This is a genomic window from Silvimonas terrae, from assembly GCF_014202765.1.
GTDB classification, from domain to species: Bacteria; Pseudomonadota; Gammaproteobacteria; order Burkholderiales; family Chitinibacteraceae; genus Silvimonas; species Silvimonas terrae.
This window is the reverse complement of sequence record NZ_JACHHN010000007.1, coordinates 203,755-222,555: the sequence shown is the minus strand read 5'-3', so window position 1 is coordinate 222,555 and position 18,801 is coordinate 203,755. Positions and strand designations below refer to the sequence as shown.

At 59.7% G+C, this 18,801-nt stretch carries 10 protein-coding genes; 8 read left to right on the top strand and 2 right to left on the bottom strand.

Annotated elements, in window-relative coordinates; all coding sequences use genetic code 11:
- Positions 1–13: 13 nt before the first annotated feature.
- Both HNQ50_RS16765 and HNQ50_RS16760 read left to right on the top strand, forming a co-directional pair.
- On the top strand, positions 14–2,065 hold the full coding sequence (locus HNQ50_RS16765; RefSeq protein ID WP_184102351.1) for a prolyl oligopeptidase family serine peptidase: 2,052 nt from the start codon (positions 14–16) through the stop codon (positions 2,063–2,065).
- A gap of 105 nt (positions 2,066–2,170) precedes the next feature.
- Complete coding sequence (locus HNQ50_RS16760) at positions 2,171–5,101, top strand: sensor domain-containing diguanylate cyclase (protein WP_184102350.1); 2,931 nt, start codon at positions 2,171–2,173, stop codon at positions 5,099–5,101.
- A 511-nt stretch (positions 5,102–5,612) separates the two neighbouring features.
- On the opposite strand, the gene HNQ50_RS16755 is transcribed toward HNQ50_RS16760, so the two are convergent.
- Positions 5,613–7,229 carry a methyl-accepting chemotaxis protein gene (locus HNQ50_RS16755; protein ID WP_184102349.1) on the bottom strand — a complete coding sequence of 539 codons (1,617 nt, stop codon included), beginning with the start codon at positions 7,227–7,229 and terminating at the stop codon, positions 5,613–5,615.
- Positions 7,230–7,659: 430 nt separating this feature from the next.
- Here HNQ50_RS16755 and HNQ50_RS16750 point away from each other — a divergent pair, with 430 nt between their 5' ends.
- From HNQ50_RS16750 to HNQ50_RS16730, 5 genes are all read left to right on the top strand, one after another.
- On the top strand, positions 7,660–8,295 hold the full coding sequence (locus HNQ50_RS16750; RefSeq protein WP_221303226.1) for a CDP-alcohol phosphatidyltransferase family protein: 636 nt from the start codon (positions 7,660–7,662) through the stop codon (positions 8,293–8,295).
- A 113-nt stretch (positions 8,296–8,408) separates the two neighbouring features.
- Complete coding sequence (locus HNQ50_RS16745) at positions 8,409–8,693, top strand: FmdB family zinc ribbon protein (protein ID WP_184102348.1); 285 nt, start codon at positions 8,409–8,411, stop codon at positions 8,691–8,693.
- Positions 8,694–8,757: 64 nt separating this feature from the next.
- Positions 8,758–9,441: a DUF502 domain-containing protein gene (locus HNQ50_RS16740; RefSeq protein WP_184102347.1), complete on the top strand. Its 684-nt coding sequence runs from the start codon at positions 8,758–8,760 to the stop codon at positions 9,439–9,441.
- A 143-nt stretch (positions 9,442–9,584) separates the two neighbouring features.
- Positions 9,585–11,375: an aspartate--tRNA ligase gene (aspS, locus tag HNQ50_RS16735; protein WP_184102346.1), complete on the top strand. Its 1,791-nt coding sequence runs from the start codon at positions 9,585–9,587 to the stop codon at positions 11,373–11,375.
- A gap of 160 nt (positions 11,376–11,535) precedes the next feature.
- Positions 11,536–12,015: a hypothetical protein gene (locus tag HNQ50_RS16730; protein WP_184102345.1), complete on the top strand. Its 480-nt coding sequence runs from the start codon at positions 11,536–11,538 to the stop codon at positions 12,013–12,015.
- Positions 12,016–12,069: 54 nt separating this feature from the next.
- Here HNQ50_RS16730 and glnE read toward each other — a convergent pair whose 3' ends face one another.
- The gene (gene glnE, locus HNQ50_RS16725; RefSeq protein WP_184102344.1) at positions 12,070–14,757 is read right to left on the bottom strand and encodes a bifunctional [glutamate--ammonia ligase]-adenylyl-L-tyrosine phosphorylase/[glutamate--ammonia-ligase] adenylyltransferase; all 2,688 of its coding nucleotides are present in this window, start codon (positions 14,755–14,757) and stop codon (positions 12,070–12,072) included.
- Between the two features lie 183 nt (positions 14,758–14,940).
- Here glnE and HNQ50_RS16720 point away from each other — a divergent pair, with 183 nt between their 5' ends.
- Positions 14,941–18,795 (top strand): YhdP family protein, encoded by a 3,855-nt coding sequence (locus tag HNQ50_RS16720; RefSeq protein ID WP_184102343.1) that lies wholly within the window; start codon positions 14,941–14,943, stop codon positions 18,793–18,795.
- Positions 18,796–18,801 lie beyond the last annotated feature (6 nt).

Here is an 18,801-nt window from a genome sequence, read left to right as displayed (position 1 = left end):
CCGGACCCGCCGTATGACCTCCACAACAGTACAAGACGATCATTTTCAATGGCTGGAAGAGATTGATGGCGTGCGTGCGCAAGCCTGGGTGGCTGAGCGCAATGCGCATGCCGAGGCCCTGCTCACCAGCCAGCCGCAATACGCCAGCATCAAGCCCCATATCCTCCAGACGCTCAATGCCAGTGACCGCATTCCCTGGATTACCCGGCGCGGTCAGTGGCTGTACAACCTGTGGCAAGACGAAGAACACAAGCGCGGTTTGTGGCGGCGTTGCACGCTGGATGAATACCGCAAGACCGAACCCGCTTGGGACATCCTGTTGGACCTGGACGCGCTGGCTGCCAGCGAACAGGAAAACTGGGTTTGGGCTGGCGCAACCGCGCTGGGGCCCGAGAGCCCGCAATGCCTGATCAAGCTCTCCCGCGGCGGGGCGGATGCGGTAGTGGTGCGCGAGTTCGACATCGCCCGCAAAGCGTTCGTCGATGGCGGGTTTACCCTGCCCGAAGCCAAAACCAGTGTCACGTGGATAGACGCTGACACGCTGTATGTCGGCACGGATTTCGGCGCAGGCAGCATGACGGACTCCGGTTATCCGCGCGTCATCAAACGCTGGCAACGCGGCACGTCGCTGGCGCACGCCACCACGGTTTTCGAAGGGCAAGCGCAGGATATCTCTGTGGGGGTGAGTATCGACCGCACCCCAGGGCACGCGCGCACCGTGTTCTATCAATCGCTGGATTTTTACAACGCCCGCGTGTTTGTGCTGACGGCCACAGGTGCCTTGCAAGCACTGGATGTCCCAAGCGATGCCTCCCCAACCCTGGCAGGCGCATTGCTGCTGGTGCGGCCGCGCTCGGCCTGGGTGCTGGCCGGACAAGTCATTTCAGCCGGTAGCCTGGTGGTCGCGGATGTGGATGCCTGGCTGGCGGGGCATCGTGAGATCCAGACGCTGTTCACCCCCACGCAGGCCCGCTCGCTGGCCGACTACACGCTCACCCGAAGCAGTGTGGTACTGCAATTACTGGATGACGTGGCGGGCCGGCTGGAACTGTGGACGCCGAACGCCGCTGGCGTATGGCAAGGCCGCGCAGTGGATGCGCCGTTTCCAGGCACCCTGTCCGTCAGTGCTTTGCACAATGTAGAGCTGGGCGCGGCTGATCCGCTGGCCGAGCACTATTTGTTGAGCTACACCGGTTTTCTCACGCCAGAATCGCTCTGGCTGGGGCAGACCGGGGATGATCAGCGTGAAGTTCTGAAGTCCCGCCCGGCGCAGTTTGATGCCAGCGGCTTGCAGGTTGAACAATTGTTTGCGCGTTCGGCAGATGGCACACGCGTGCCGTATTTTGTGATTGGCCCGCAGCAGGCCAGTGGCCCACGCCCCACCTTGCTGTATGGCTATGGCGGCTTTGAGGTGTCGCTGGAGCCCTGGTACTCCGGCGTGTATGGCCATGCCTGGCTGGCGCAGGGGGCGGTGTGGGTGGTCGCCAATATTCGCGGTGGCGGCGAATACGGGCCGGACTGGCATACGGCCGCCATTCTGCAGCACAAACAGCGCAGCTATGACGATTTTGCCGCCGTGGCGCAAGACCTGATCCGGCGCGGCATCACTACCCCCAAACAACTGGGCATCATGGGCGGCTCCAATGGCGGCTTGCTGGTCGGCGCCACGTTTGTGCAGCACCCGGAACTCTTCAACGCGGTGGTATGTTCTGTGCCCTTGCTGGATATGAAGCGCTATCACACCCTGCTGGCCGGCGCGTCCTGGATGGCGGAATACGGCAACCCGGACGATCCGCAGGCGTGGGCATTCATCCGCAAATACAGCCCCTACCAGAATGTGGTAGCGGGCACGGTCTACCCGGAAGTCTTGTTTACTACGTCCACCCGTGATGACCGGGTACACCCGGGGCATGCCCGCAAGATGGCCGCGCGCATGCTGGAACAAGGTCATCCGGTTTTCTATTATGAGAATACCGAAGGGGGGCACGGCGGCGCGGCTGATAACGAGCAGCGCGCCCATTTGCTGGCGCTGGAATTTGGCTTTTTGTGGCGGCAACTGGGTTAGAGAGCCCCTGCGCGCGACACTCTACCCGGTTGGCATTGCCAAAGCGGCAATCCGCAATGAATATGCACTTATCTGTCAGTCAAAGCTCACACCTGGTACCCGCGCATGAGTAGCAAACCGGCCTGGACAGAAACATTGCCTGGCGTTCCTGAAGAAGCTGCATCGATTTGCCGTTCGCTGTTGCAACAGCGCACCCTGGCCGGGATCGCGGCTTGCCTTGAGGCCGACAAAACCGTCTGGCTACAAGGGGATTGGGCCTGGTTTGTGCACCGCGATGACGTCTGGCAACAGATTGCCGGGGTGGATGATTTCCGGGTGTTTGTCGACGCGCTGCATTACAAATACCCGCACAAGGCCATCAAGGAGCTGGGTGGGCAAGCCTTCTTTACCGGGGACCCGCTGCATGCCGATGGCTGCCTGATTGTGCGCGGGCAGGTGGATCACTTTGTCGCCATGTGCGCGGCCGAAGTCTTTGGCCGCTCCATCCTCAGCCGGCATGCGGACCATCTGCAAAAGATTACCGAGGCGGTGATCCGCCTGGCCGATCTTGCCGCCAGTGAAACCCAGCTGGATGTGTTCCTGCCGCAAGTGCATGAGGTAATCGGCACGCTGATTGATGCCGAAAATTTCTTCGTTGCCCTGTATGACCCGGTACGGCAAACGCTGCGCTACCCGTACTTTGTCGACACGCTGGACGAAGACCTCCCCGATCCCAACGAAGACCTGCCGTTCACACCGGACGAAATCACGCTGACTGGCTGGGTGATCCGCAATGCCGAGCCCTTGCTGATTGATCGGGAAGGCATTCTGTACCGGCAGCGCACTGGCAGCCTGGGTGGGGAAGGGCCGGTGGCCGAGTCCTGGATCGGTGCTCCCTTGCGGGCGGCCAGTGGTGAAGTGATCGGCATGATTGCCGTGCAAACCTACCGCCCCGGCTATCGCTATGACGCGGATGACCAGCGGTTATTTCTGCTGACGGCCCAACACGTGGGGTTGGCGCTAGAGCGCTTTTTGCGCAAGGCATGGCTGGAAACCGAGGTTTCGCGCCGCACGGAAGAACTGCAACAACTCAACACCCTCCTGGTCTCGGAAGTCCAGGAGCGCGAGCGTGGCGAGGCGCTGCAACACGCCCTGTTCCAGATTGCCGAACTCTCATCGCGCCAGATCGACATGGCCGACTTTTATGGCCAGATTCACGCCATTATCAGCACGCTGGTCTACGCCAAGAACTGCTTTATTGCCCTGCATGACGAAGACACCGACATCGTCAGTTTTCCGTACTTTGTCGATAGCCTGGAAGACACCCCGGCCCCGCGCAAAGCCCAGCGTGGCCTGACCGAATACGTAATTCGCCAGCGCCGCCCCGTGCTGGTCAACCGCAAAAGCGCCTCAGACCTGGCCGTGGCCGGCGAGATTGACGCGCGTTTTCTCAACCGGGATGACAACTTTACCTGGTGGCTGGGTGCGCCGCTGTTTGAGAGCGACAATGTCTGCGGCGTGATCGTGATCCAGATTTACGAAGGCGAAGTCGAGTTTGGCGATACCGAAGTGGCGCTCATGACCTTTGTCTCGCACCACATCGGCACGGCGCTGGCGCGCAAACGCGGTACCGATCGCCTGCACTCTGCGTACCTGGAACTGGAAAAACGCGTTGCTGAACGCACCCAGGACCTGGACTCCGCCAACTCCCGCCTGCAATACGAAAACCGCCACGACGCGCTGACCGGCATCGCCAACCGCAACTACTTCATGCACGAACTGGATGCGGCCTGGCGCGGCTATGGGGTGTCGGAAGAACCGTTTGCGGTGATCTTTGCCGATATGGACCGCTTCAAACACATCAACGATACCTTCGGCCATATTGAGGGTGACGCGCTACTGATTGAAGCCACGCGGCGCATCGAATCCTGCCTGCGGGAAAACGACTTGCTGGCCCGGCTGGGTGGGGACGAGTTCGCCATTTTGCTGCCCGGCGTGGGTGATGCCGCTGCGGCGCAAGTGATCTCCCAGCGCATTCTGGATGCGTTTGATCACCCGATCGTGCTGGCGCGGCAATCGATCTTTGCCAGTTGCTCACTCGGCATCGTGATGGCCGAGCCGCAACTGCACCAGACGCCGCAAGATTTGCTGCGGGACGCCGATGCCGCCATGTACATGGCCAAAGCGCGCGGCCGGGATGGTTACGTGCTGTTTACCGGGGACCTGCGCGAACAAGCCGGGGATTTGCTGGAACAGGAAACCCGCTTTCGCAATGCGCTCAAGGAGCAAGACGCCATCGTGCCGTTCCTGCAACCGATTGTGGATTGCAAGAAAGGTGAGGTGGTGGCCTTTGAAGCGCTGATGCGCTGGCGCGGGCGTGACGGGAGCTGGACCCTGCCGGCGCAACTTTTGGCGGTGGCAGAAAACACCCGCCTTATCACCCGGCTGGATTATTACATGCTGGACTGGCTGTGCCGCTGGCTGGCGACCATGCCAGAAACCTGGCCCCCCATCCATCTGAACTGGTCCGGCCTGTCGCTGGTGCAACCCAATTGCGCGCAAACCATTCTGGACCGCATGCGCTCCTTCGGGATCCGGCCAGAGCGCTTGCAGATCGAGGTGACCGAGGGCGCGCTGGTCGCAGACCCGGTGCAGGCCAATCACACCATGCAGGCGCTGCAAACGGCCGGGGTGAAAGTGGTGCTGGATGACTTTGGCACAGGCTACGCCTCATTGTCTTATCTGCATCACTACCAGTTTGATGCCATCAAGATCGACAAAAGCTTCATGCTCTCGCTCGATAGCGATCCCAAGAGCGCCGCCATTGTCCGCTGCGTGATCCAGCTGGCCCAGGCGATGAATCTGGAAGTGGTGGCCGAAGGCGTGGAGACGATCACCACGGCAGATCAACTGCGGGCGATGGGCGCCACCAAATTGCAGGGCTTTTTGTTTGCCCGGCCCATCCCCATTGGCGACATTGACCTGGGCAAGCTGGCGCTGGATATCCGGGGCACCTGCGCACAAACCTGGGCGCTGGATCTGGTGGAAGTGCGGTAGAGGCGAGGAGTGGGGACCCTGGGCTCGTGGTTTGCCAGGGTAGTAGCCCGGATGTAGCGCAGCGAGAATCCGGGGTAGCGATGCGCGCAAGAACCTGCCACCAGTGCCACCCCGGATTCCCGCCTGGCGGCTCCATCCGGGCTACGTCGCTGGGCGCTGGATCTGGTGGAAGTGCGGTAGAGTCGAGGAGTGGGGACCCCGGGCTCGTGGTTTGCCAGGGTAGTAGCCCGGATGGAGCGTTGCGAGAATCCGGGGTAGCGATGCGCGCAAGAACCTGTCCCCAGTGCCCCCCGGATTCCCGCCTGGCGGCTACGTCACTGGTGAAAGTGCGGCTAGCATCCCTGTGACTCGTCATTCCTGCGAACGCAGGAATCCAGCCACCCGCCGCAGGTGGGCTGTCACCGGCAAGCCGTGCCGTTGTTCCGGCATTGACGCCCTGCGCCCACGCACGCCAACAAAAAGCCCGACCGTGAGGTCGGGCTTTTTGTTGTCCAGGCACGCTACAAGCACCTCACACCCGGTACCGTTCCACCTCACGCTGCATATCACCCGCCAATTGATGCAACTGCTGTGCTGCACCTGCGGTTTGCCTGGCCGAAGCGCTGTTGCCCTCTGACATCTGCGCAATGCGCTCCACCAGCTGCGCAATATTGCTGCTGGCTGCGCTCTGTTCCTGAATGGCGGTACTGATATCGTCCACCCGCTCCACCACATCGTTGGCACCGCGGCGGATTTCCACAATCGCCTGACCGGCTTCACGGGCGTGACCCACGCCATCTTCCATGCGTGACACCACTTCCTGCATCGACGACACCGCACGCAGGGCGCCATCCTGGATAGAACCGACGGTGGCAGAAATCTCCTGGGTCGAGGCTGAAGTCCGCTCGGCCAGCTTGCGCACTTCGTCGGCCACCACGGCAAAGCCACGGCCTTGCTCGCCGGCGCGCGCCGCTTCAATGGCCGCGTTCAATGCCAGCAAATTGGTCTGATCGGCAATTTCCTTGATCACTTTCACCACCGCGTTGATCTCGCCAGACAGCGTCTGCAGGCTGCCAATTTCATCGGCCGCGGTGCGCACGGTGCCGGCAATGCCTTCGATCCGGGTCACAGTCGATTCGATCACTTGCGAACCGGTCTTGGCCAGCTTGCCCGATTCCCGCGACAAGTCATTGGCTTCACCGGCGCGGTCTGCCACGTGGTTGATACTGACCGTCACTTGCTGCACGGTCGCCGCCATATTGCTGGCCGCTTCACTGGTGCTGGTGGCGTTGCCGGACATTTCGGCGGCAGAACGGGACATATCGGTCGCTGCGCCCGCCACCTGGCGAATTTGCTGGCTGATGCCTTGCAGACTGGTCTGCAGGCCATCGAGCAACTGGTTGAAGGCCCGCACGGCGGCGCCAATTTCGTCATTGCGACCCACCGGTACGCGCTGGGTGAAATCCAGATTGCGCTGCACATTCACAAAAGCCTGCTTCATGGCAGAGAGCGGACGGCGGATGGCACCATACATCACTACGCCGCCGGCAATCAGGATCAGCGCGGCCACGACGATCACCGCAATGAACTGGATTTGCGCATTGTGATGACGACGGTCGATCTCGGCTTGTTCTTTCTGGGCGCGATCGATATTGAAGGAGGAGACTTTATCGAGCTTCTTTTCCACCTCAACCGACAAATCACGCCCTTGCGAACCGGCTACCGTTACCGCCGTGGCGTTGTCGCCGGCTTCCGACGCTTTCATGACCTGGTCAAATACGGTGTGCAGATTGGCCAGCGAGGTTTTGAAGTCTTCAAAACTGGCTTTCTCACCCTCATCCAGCACATGGCTGTTTTCGTAGGCTTTGACCTGGGTCTGCAGCTTGTTGCGGGTATCCAGAATGCCCTTGTTGATCGCGGCGCGCGCGTCCGGGGCTTGTTCCAGGATCAGCCGGCCCAACTGAATCTGCTCAACCTTGTAAGCATTGTTGAGGTCGTTGGTGATCAACAAGCTATCGATATCATCATTCATCAAGCGGGTTACGCCCGATTGAATCTGGGCAAACTGGTATAACCCGGTGGCGCCAATGGCCAGAACGGCGGCCAGCGCAATGGCAATCATTGCAATCAAGCGGTGCCCAATACTCATATTCAACTCTCCAATTTCTTTTTTTGCTTACAGATTGCCGCAAGTCTCTTGTGTGGACTGTGTGCAGATATCGTACCCGACGTCGTGCTCCGCCCAAGTTGGCCGTACAAACGGGTCACTGCGTGTGATGACCAGCATTTACACGGCTCACCAAGGCGGGAGAACCCAAAAACTAAAGCAGAGCGCTCATCCCGGCAAGTGGCTTGCAATCGTGTGCAACACCAACCGGACAAGCGGACTGTTTTGCTACTGTGCTGTGTTCTTTTCTGAATAAGCAAGTCAGGTGTTTTGCGGATCAACAGCGCTTGCTGATATGGACCAGGCCGCAATCGCGATCCAGCGGCTATCGTTTGCATCTCTCAAACAAGCCGCGCCTCAGTGCTAAGATAGGACACGTTTAACCAACTGTTTTGGCCTTTCTGGAGCAACCTTGGACGAAGCGCGCAACAAACAAGCCCGTCACTTTTCCATGATTCGCGGGTTTCATCTGGCCGACTGGATCACCCTGGCCAACGCCCTGTGCGGCACCGGTGCATTGTTTTCCGTGATGACGTATCTGCAACAACAAAGCCCGGAACATCTGTTACTGGCTTGCGGGCTGATTCCGCTGGCGCTGCTGTTTGACGTACTCGATGGCCAGGTGGCGCGTTGGCGCCACGCCCAATCGGCGCTGGGGCGAGAACTGGATTCGCTGGCCGATGTGATCTCGTTTGGCGTGGCGCCGGCCGCCATTGCTTATGGTGCGGGCATGCAGGGCATGTGGGATCGGGTCGTGCTGGGTTATTTTGTGGCTTGCGGGGTCAGCCGGCTGGCGCGCTATAACGTGACCGCCGAACAACTCAAGGGTGAATCGGGCAAGGTCAGTTATTACGAAGGCACGCCCATCCCCACGTCACTGCTGCTGGTGCTGGTACTGGCGGTGGCCGCCTGGACCGGCGCGCTGGGCCCGGCGCTGTGGCTGGGGGTGGTGCATATCGGCCCGTGGCAATTGCATCCGCTGGTGCTGATGTTTGCACTTTCGGGCTCCTTGATGATCAGCCGCACCTTGCGTATTCCCAAACCTTAGAGCACGCCAGCCTTGTGGCTGGCTTTGGGCCTACCGGCTACAGGCTTGATTTTGCTGGTAATGCCCCGAACATGAACAACACGGTATAATCCGTTTCTTTTGGGGATATGCACATGCCTATTTATGCCTATCGTTGCAGCGCTTGTGGTCATCAGGACGACCACATGCAGAAAATGTCGGACCCGCTGCTCACCGTGTGCCCGTCCTGCAGTGCCGAGGCCTATGTCAAGCAGGTGACTGCGGCAGGGTTCCAGTTGAAGGGTTCTGGCTGGTACGCCACCGATTTCAAAGGCGGCAGCGGCGGGACTTCGGTCACCGCGCCGTCCAGCAATGCGGCCGACAAACCGGCGGCCGAAAGTAGTCCGGCCGCCTGCAGCCCTGGTTGCGCTTGCCACTGAAGCTGCTTTGCAGCTGGCCCACATGAATGAATTTCGCGCCTTCGGGCGCAAGGCTTGATCCTGAATGGCGCATTTCAAGAAGTACATGCTGACCGGCCTGCTGGTGTGGGTGCCTCTGGGTATCACACTGTGGGTGCTGAACCTGATCATTGGCACGCTTGACCAGCTTGGCACCTTGCTGCCGCAGGTGGTGCGGCCTGATTTCTGGTTGCTCAAGCTGATTGCACCGTACGCCCCGTTTCTGGATGGCGCGCATCACATTCCGGGTTTTGGGGTTGTGCTGACCGTGCTGGTGGTGTTGGTCACCGGCATGATCGCCACCAACGTCCTGGGTCGGCGCCTGCTGCTGGTTGGCGAGTACCTGCTCAACCGCATTCCGATCGTGCGTTCGATTTACTCCAGCGTCAAACAGGTCTCGGACACGGTGTTTTCAGACTCTGGCCAGGCTTTTCGCAAGGCGTTGCTGGTACAGTTTCCGCATCAGGGCACGTGGGCGGTGGGTTTCATGACCGGCACGCCCGGTGGTGAAATTGCGGAGCATCTGGGCGGTGAACTGGTCTCGGTATTTGTACCGACCACGCCTAACCCGACTTCGGGCTTTATGTTCATGGCCCGCCGTGAAGATGTGCGCGAGCTGCAAATGAGCGTGGATGAAGCACTCAAGTACGTGATTTCGATGGGTGTTGTCGTGCCCGCTGGTCGCACGGTGAATCCGCCACAAAACGCGGTTGTCGCTGCGCCGGTTTGAGTGTTACCCCTCTTTTTACCGGCCAGTGATCAGACTGGCCGGTTTTTGCGTTTTTGTAGTAATAGATTGATTTAGATAGACTGATTTGACTGATTGATAGACTCATTGACCCGGTATTTACCGAAAAACAGGTTCAGAAAACTATGCGTACCGATTACTGTGGCTTGATCGACAAGCGATTCCTCGGCCAGACCGTAACCGTGAAAGGCTGGGCTCATCGTCGCCGTGACCATGGCGGCGTGATTTTCATCGACCTTCGTGACCGCGAAGGCCTGGTGCAGGTCGTGTTTGATCCGGATACCCCGGAAGCTTTCAAAACCGCCGATGCCACCCGCTCTGAATTCGTGCTGGAAATCACCGGCATCGTGCGGGATCGTCCGGCGGGTACCACCAACAAGAACCTGATTTCCGGCGAGATCGAAATCCTGGCCAAGGACATCAAGGTACTGAACAGCGCCAACACGCCGCCGTTCCAGATCGACGATGAAAATCTCTCTGAAACCGTGCGCCTGCAAAACCGTGTGATCGACCTGCGTCGCCCGGCCATGCAAAAGAACCTGCGTCTGCGCTACAAAGTCGCGCTGCTGGTGCGTAACTTCCTGGATAGCCGTGGCTTCATCGACGTCGAAACCCCGATGTTGACCCGTTCCACCCCGGAAGGCGCGCGCGATTACCTGGTGCCCAGCCGCGTGCATGACGGCATGTTCTTTGCGCTGCCGCAATCGCCCCAGCTGTTCAAGCAGTTGTTGATGGTGGCCGGCTTTGATCGTTACTACCAGATCACCAAGTGCTTCCGTGATGAAGACTTGCGCGCTGACCGTCAGCCTGAATTCACCCAGATCGATATCGAAACTTCGTTCCTGAACGAAGACGAAATCATGGATATCACCGAAGACATGGCCCGCCATGTGTTCCAGGAAGCCATTGGCGTGGATCTGGGCAAGTTCCCGCGCATGAAGTACGACGACGCCATGTTCTACTACGGCTCGGACAAGCCGGATATGCGCATCTCGCTCAAGTTCACCGAGCTGACGGATGTGATGAAAGACGTGCCGTTCAAGGTCTTTGCCGGCGCGGCCAATTCGGACAACGGCCGTGTGGTGGGCCTGCGTGTACCGGGCGGCGCAGCATTCAGCCGTTCCGAAATCGATGCTTATACCCAGTTTGTGGGCATCTACGGTGCCAAGGGTCTGGCCTATATCAAGGTCAACGATCCGGCCAAACTGAACGAAGAAGGCCTGCAATCCCCGATCGTCAAGAACCTGACGCCGGAATCGTTGAAGGCCATTGTTGAGCGTACCGAAGCCCAGGCGGGTGACATCATCTTCTTTGGCGCCGACAAAGAAAAGGTCGTGAACGAAGCCATTGGCGCGCTGCGTCTGAAAATTGGTCTGGAAAAGGGCGAAGCCGGCGGCTTCTTCGTGCGCGAATGGCGTCCGCTGTGGGTGGTTGATTTCCCGATGTTTGAATATGACGAAGATGGCAAGCGCTGGAATGCCTGCCATCACCCGTTCACCAGCCCCAAGGCCGATCACCTTGAGTTGCTGACCACCAATCCGGGTGCTTGCCGTGCGCGCGCCTATGACATGGTGCTGAACGGTTGGGAAATCGGCGGCGGTTCGATTCGTATCCACCGCGCTGATGTCCAGTCGACCGTGTTCGATGCACTGGGTATTGGTCCAGAAGAAGCGCAGAACAAGTTCGGCTTCTTGCTGGATAACCTGCAGTACGGTGCGCCTCCGCACGGTGGTCTGGCCTTTGGTCTGGACCGTCTGGTGACGTTGATGGCCGGGGCCGAGTCGATCCGTGACGTGATTGCCTTCCCGAAAACCCAGCGTGCCCAGTGTCTGCTGACCAATGCGCCGAACGCCGTGGACGAAAAACAACTGCGCGAACTGCATATTCGTCTGCGCAACACCACGCCGGCCGCTTGAACCTGACCGACGGCTAAAACAGCCATTTAAAACGGTTTGCAGCGCAAGCTGACAGGATTTTGTTGCAAAAACGCCAGAGATGCTTACACATCTCTGGCGTTTTATTTTGGTTAACACATAATTGCGTCATTCCAGTTAATGATTGCTGTCAGAACACTGAATGGATCGATTGCTTTTTAACATGACGCACCGTTGCGGGCACAGACAGCTGCCGGGGGCGTCTGCTTTCGATCGCCATGAAGCGCGCTTCATCCGCGCCGCTTTTTCCTGTCCACATTGTCTTGCCGAACTGGCGCGCCGCTCGATGCTCGATACCCGTGTTTTCGTCAACCTGAGACAACAAGCTTCTGATGGGCTGGCGTTCGTCATCGAGGTGGCGGATGCCTCGGACGAATTGGGGGAACTCCTTGCCAGTACGGGTTATCACAGCAACCGCAAAACACTGGACGAAATGTCGCCCGGCATACGCGGGCTGCTACACGATGACCGTTTCTGGAGCAAGGAAATGTCTTTTGCCAGCGACGCCGATCCACGCCAGGTGGTCGAGATTATTGACCGGGTGAAGCTGGAGATGACCTGGCTGGAGCCTTATCTGCCGCTGGGGGCAGAGGCCATCGAATACTGCACGTTTCCGCTCTGACGGCGCATTTGCGCAAACGGTCAGCATGGACGGCCTCTGCGGCAGATTCCCACCTCAGATTTCCTGCTTGAGCAGTGTGCGCCAGATGGTATGCACCGCCGCCAGTGGCGCGGCCAGCCCGGTAAATTCTTCCTCTGTCGGTTTATGCCCGTTAAGCCGACCCTTGTGCTGCAAGCGCCGTAATTCCCGGTAGCAGTAACGCGCGGCTTCTGCGTCTTGCGGATCGATCAAGCCGTGGCCGGCAGCGGTCGCCAGCAAGGCGATATTGCCGCGATTGGCGGTCAGGTCGACAAACTTCTCGGCAAACCCCAATACCAGGAATTGCACAATGAATTCGATGTCCACAATGCCGCCACGGCAGTGTTTGACATCTTCTGCCCGCGCCGGATGGGTTTCCAGCATGCGTTCCCGCATGGTGACCACTTCTTTGGCCAGATTTTCCGGATCACGGGGACGGCGCAGGATTTCAATGCGGATGGCCTCGAAGCGTTGTCCCAGCGTGGCATCCCCCGCGGCATAACGGGCGCGGGTCAGGGCTTGATGCTCCCACACCCAGGCGGATCCATTCTGGTACTGAGTGAATGCTTCGATGCTGGAGACCAGAAAGCCAGACGAGCCATTGGGCCGCAGGCGCAAATCGACCTCATACAACTGGCCGGCGGAGGTGAGGGCACTGAGCCAGCTCACAATCCGTTTGGCATAACGGGCGTAAATTTCCGCCGCGTCCGGATGCGGGTCGTCATACAGGAAGACCAGATCGAGATCCGAGCCGTAGCCCAGCTCCTTGCCGCCCAGCTTGCCGTAACCAATGATGGTGAACACCGGCGTTTCGGTGTGTTTGCTGGTCATGTCGCGCCAGGCTTCTTCTAGCGTGACGGCAAGGCACAGGTCTGCCAGATCGGACAGGTGATCAGACAGGCTCTCCAGCGGTAAATGACCGGCGATATCCTGCGCCACCAGGCGGAACACCTGGGTGTGCTGGAAATGGCGCAGCACATCCATGCGCGCTTCAGTGTCGTCCAGATGATCTTTCATCTGTGCGCGCAATTGCTTGCCGGCTTCTGCCCAGTCTGGCACCTGATAGAGCAAGCGTGCGTCGAGCAGTTCGTCCAGCAAAATAGGATGCCGGGTGAGGTATTCAGAGACCCAGGGGCTGGCGCTGTACAGGCTGGCAAGGCGATTGAGCGTTTGCGGGTGTTCGGCCAGCAGCGCCAGATAGGACTCGCGGCGACCAATGCTTTCCAGCAAGTCCAGAATCCGCAGCAGCGTGGTATCCGGGTTGGGGTAGCCGGCGGCGACTTCCAGCAGTGCCGGCAAAATGGCATCCATGCGCTGGCGGCTGCGATCAGACAACTGCTGATAGCGGTTGCTGCCTTGCATGCCGGCCAGGCGGCGACGGATTTCGGCGGCATCCTGATAACCCAGGTTGACGAGGCCTGCTTCCACGCCGTCGCCATCGTCCTGCGCGCCTTGCCATAGTTCTGCCTGGGGATGACTTTCGTCTTCCGCCTGCGGTGAAGTAAACACCTGCTCAAAATGCCGCGTGACCGCAGTGCGGATTTGCGCCAGACCGGCGTAGAAGGTGGGCCAGTCGGCGTAACCCATACTGCTGGCGATGTGGGCGCGGTCTTCTTCGCTGGTGGGCAACATCTGGGTTTGCGCATCGTCGATATACATGATGCGGTGTTCCAGATTGCGCAAAAAGACATAGGCGCTGGTCAGTTCTTCTACCGCCTCTTGCGGCAGCAGGCCCTCGCGTGCCAGTTGCGCCAGGATTACGCGGGTAGGGCGCTCTTGCAGATATTTGTCGCGACCGCCGCGGATCAGCTGAAAGACCTGGCCGATGAATTCAATTTCGCGGATGCCGCCCGGCCCCAGTTTGATGTTATCCAGCCGGTCTTTGCGGGTGACTTCGTGGCGGATCTGGCTGTGCAGTTCGCGCATGGAGCGATAGGCGCCGTAATCCAGATATTTGCGGTACACAAACGGCCGCACCAGTTGCATCAACGCTTCGCCATCGCCAGAAAGCGGACGACCCTTGATCCAGGCATAACGCTCCCATTCACGCCCCTGGGTCAGCAGATAGTTTTCCAGTGCGCCAAAGCTGGAGACCAGCGGGCCGGAATCACCAAATGGACGCAGGCGCATGTCTACCCGGAAGACGAAGCCTTCATCGGTGGGCTGGCCGATCCACTGGATCAACGCCTTGCCTAGCATCGCAAAATACTCGTGATTGCTGATCTTGCGCGCGCCGTTGGTTTCGCCGTCTTCGGGGTAAACAAAAATCAGGTCGATATCTGAGGACACATTGAGTTCGCGCCCGCCCAGCTTGCCCATGCCGACCACAATCAATTGCTGCACCTGGCCGGTGTCTTCACCAATGGGATCACCGTAACGCGCCTGCAAGGGTTTGCTGGCGGCGGCCAGTACGGTCTCGATGCTGACTTCGGCCAGATCGCTGATCACGCGAATGGCTTCATCCAGATCAGACAACCCGGCCAGCTCACGCGCAATCAGCCGGGCCATGACGTGCATACGCAACAGTCTGAGCGTACGTTTGGCGGCGTCTTCATCCTGGTTGATGCAGTCTGCCAGCGCGGACTGCATTTGCGCCCGGCTAAAGGGCTGCTGCAATGCAGCGGCGGTTTCGGCTTCCAGCGTGTTGTAACGGGTAAACAATCGCTGCAAAAAGCGGCTATGTTCGATGGCAGGGGCAAGCGTGGAATGTGTCACAGCATACATGTTCAATCTCTTGAGGCTTGGCGTGATCGGTTAGAATGCCAGGAGCGGCTACCGTAGCATATTCCTGTCGGTTTTTTAGCCGGTTTGCGGATTCCCGCTGACCGTGACGCCCTGGTGAAGGCGCATTGTGCCTGTTTTTGATTAATTGTCTGACCGTGCTTCTCCAGACGCACCGGGCTGTGCATGACCTTATTGCGTTTATCCCGTCTTCAAACCCTGCCTGCGGCCATCTGGGTGCGCGTGAAGGGTTTTCTTCACTGGCACTACCGCTTGTTGCTGCGCCTGCTGCTTGCCCTGGTGCTGGTCTTTGTCGGCGCGGCACTGGTGTGGCAATGCTACCTCTTGCCCCGGCTGGACGAGTTCCGCCCGTGGCTGCAAGACAAATTTGCCCAAGCCACCGGCAACCAGATCCGGCTGGGCCGCATTGAGGGCGGCTGGCGCGCCTTTCGCCCTGGTTTTCATATTCAGGGGCTGACCATTCTGGATCGGGATGGTAATCCGGCCCTGCAACTGGATGCGCTGGATGCTGACGTGGCGTGGTGGTCCTTGTTCGCCGGGCAGGTGCGCTTTCGTCATCTGGCCATTTCTGCCCCGACGGTGGATGTGCTGCGTGACGGACAAGGCATCTGGCACGTAGCGGGCTTTGCGCTGGCTACCGGCGGTGGCAAGGGGAATAACCAGCTGGCGAACTGGTTTCTCAATCAGGATGAAGTGGATGTGCGCGGCGGCACGCTGCGCTATGCCGACCAGTTAAGCCAAAGTACGCCCGTTGAAGCGCGCAATATGCTGCTGCATTTGCGCCGGATTTTCAGTCGCCACAGTTTTGAATTTGCGGCCACCCCGCCTGCCGAAATCGGCCAGCCCTTTACTGTGGGTGGCGTCTGGTATGGCAGCGATGTCGCCAACTGGCGCAACTGGAGCGGGCACGGCCGCATAGTGGCGCAACAGGTCGCACTCGATAGCCTGTGGCAGCAGTTTCCTGCAGATGCGCTGCCGGTGGCGGTGGCTTCCGGCACCGCGGGTGGCAAGCTGGATTTCAGCTTCGGCCACGGTGTGTTGACCCAGGCAGATTTGCAGCTGGATGCCCACTCGCTGCTGGCGCGCTATGCCGGTAGAACGCTGGAACTCCCCCGCTTTGCCGGGCACCTGCGCTGGAATGGCGAGGGTGCTGCGCAATCGCTCAGTTTTGACGGCGAACAGATTGCCACGCGGGACGGCATAGTCTGTAACGACTGCCGCTTTGGCTGGAATCGGGACAAGGCCGGCAAGCGCACTCTGTCGCTGACCAACTGGCAACTGGATCATCTGGCGGGTTTGCGCGACGCGCTGCCGGCCACGTTGTTGCAGCAGATTCCGCCCGGACAACTGGCGGGTCAGGTGCATACGCTGCAATACACCTGGCAAGGCGACTGGGACAAACCCGCGCACTTTAACGGCAAGGCCAATATCGATAATCTGGCTGTGCAATGGCCTGGCACCCTGCCGCAGTGGGGTCCGGCCAATATCCAGGCGGATTTTTCTGATAGCAGCGGCTCGCTGCATGTGGATTCCAACCACTTTGTGCTCGACTACCCGCAGCAGTTTGTCGAACCGATCAAGCTGGACCAACTGGCGCTGATTGCGTCCTGGCAACGCAAGGCGCCAGGCTGGCACGTCAATCTGGACGTGGCGCGCCTGACCAACAAAGACATGAACGTCAGCGTAGCGGGTCAGTACAACTGGCCCGGCACGGGAGCGGGCAAGCTGGATCTGGATGGGGTGATCAAGGGGCTGGAAGCCTCCCGCGCGTATGCCTATCTGCCGCGCGTGGTGGGGGACGATACACTGGCCTGGCTCAAGGATTCGCTACTGCATGGCCGTGCTTATGACGGCAAGATTCAGGTCCACGGCAATCTGCAAGACTTCCCGTTCCAGGATGACAAGACGGGCTTGTTTCGCATTACCGCCACCGCCCAGGATGTCACGCTGCGCTTTGCCAACGACTGGCCGGAAATCGCCCATATCACCGGGGCGCTGGATTTTCATGGCAACGCCATGTTCATCCACGCGCCGCAGGCGCAAACCCGCAATGCCCGTTTAAGTAACGTGGACGCCACAATCGCTGATCTGGGCCATGCCCGCGTGCAGATTGCCGGCAAGGCGCAAGACCACACCAACGGGTTTCTGGATTACCTGAAAGCCACGCCGCTGCATGGCATGCTGGCCAGCTATATTGATCCGCTCAAGACCGAGGGCGATGGTGATCTGACGCTCAAGCTCGATATCCCGATCGAGAACGTGGACAACACCAAAGTGGCCGGTGTTTACCACTTTGCCAACAACAAGCTGGATTTTGACCACAACGCGCCGGTGATTACGGCGGCATCGGGCCAGATTGCGTTTACGGATACCGGCATGTCGTTCAAGGACGTCAACGGGCAGTTGCTGGGCGGGCCGGTGCAGATCAGCGGCAATACCGACAAAGACGGCGCGCTGCGCCTGCAATTTGGGGGCAAAGGTCAATTGGGCGACGCCATCAGCCGTTTTGATGCCACGCTCGCCACCCGCTTGCATGGGCAGATTGCCTGGCAAGGGCAGTTGCTGGCCGGGCACGACAAGGTGGATTTGACGCTGGCTTCTTCCATGGTTGGCGCCGTGGTGGATATGCCCGCGCCCGTGGGCAAAGCGGCGGCCCAGGCTCGACCGCTGCACCTGCACGTTGCCGCTGACAAAAACGGCTATGACGCTGATCTGGCCTGGGAGCGCACCCTGCAAGCCACCCTGCATCAACCCGCCAATGGGGCGCCTTCGGGCAATCTGGCGCTGGGTGTCGGTCCGGCGGTGGCCAGCAAGAGCGGCTTCGTGATCAACGGCGGTTGGCCTGAAGTCAACTTTGAAGACTGGTATCGCTTCATCGACCAGCAGTGGCATGCCCCGGATACCGGTGCTAACGCCGGCGTGCCGGGCATCGCACAGGTAGACCTGTCGTTTGACCGCGCCAGTGGCTGGGGGCGGGTGCTCAATGACCTGAAGCTCAAGGCTAGCCAGGGCGGCACGCAAAACTGGCAGGGGGATCTGGCCAGCCGGGAAATGAGTGGTCATTTTGGCTGGAACGGCCAGGGTAAAGGCAAGCTGATTGCGCATTTGGGCAAAGTCTATCTGCCGCTGACCAATTCTGGCGCGCAGCCGGTGGAATCCTCGCCACTGCGCAGCTTGCCGGCGGTGGAACTGACGGTCGATGATTTCCGTTACAAGGGCCTGCAACTGGGCAAGCTGGACGTCGAAGGCGTGCAGCAGGGCGATGCCTGGTCGCTTAACAAGGTCACGCTGGATAACCCGGACGGTCACTTTGACATGAGCGGCTTGTGGCGGCAGGCCAATGGCAAGTCTCATGTATCCGGCCAGTTTGGCCTGGCGAGTGACGATTTCGGCAAGCTGCTGGCGCGCATTGGCTACCCGGATACCCTGCGGCGTGCGCCGGGCAAGGTTACCGGCAAGGTCGAATGGGATGGGGAACCGTTCCCGCCGGATTTCCCGTCCATGCAGGGCAATATCAATGTTGACGTCAATGCCGGCCAGTTTGCGCGGATTGATCCGGGGGCAGGGCGGTTGTTGTCGATCCTGAGCCTGCAATCATTAACCCGCCGCGTTCAACTGGATTTTCGCGACGTGTTCTCGCAGGGGTTTGAGTTTGATGCCATCCACGGGGACTCGGTTATTGAAAAAGGCGTGGCCCGCACCGATAACCTGGTGATTACCGGGTCATCTGCCCAGGTGTTGTTCCGTGGTGCCGCCAATTTTGAAGCGGGCACTCAGGACCTGCGCGTGCGCATCGTGCCGGTGATCGGGGACTCGGTGGCGGTGGCAACCACCATCGTCAATCCGATCGCGGGTGTGGCGGCGTTTCTGCTGCAACGGGCACTCAAAGACCCGCTGGGGCAGCTGATCGCCTATGAATATGACATCACCGGTAGTATGAGTGACCCCAAAATCCGCCGTGTGCAAGAAGCTGCGCTGCTGGAAAACAACATGCTGCACCGGGCCCGTGCCACGCCGTAACCCAGG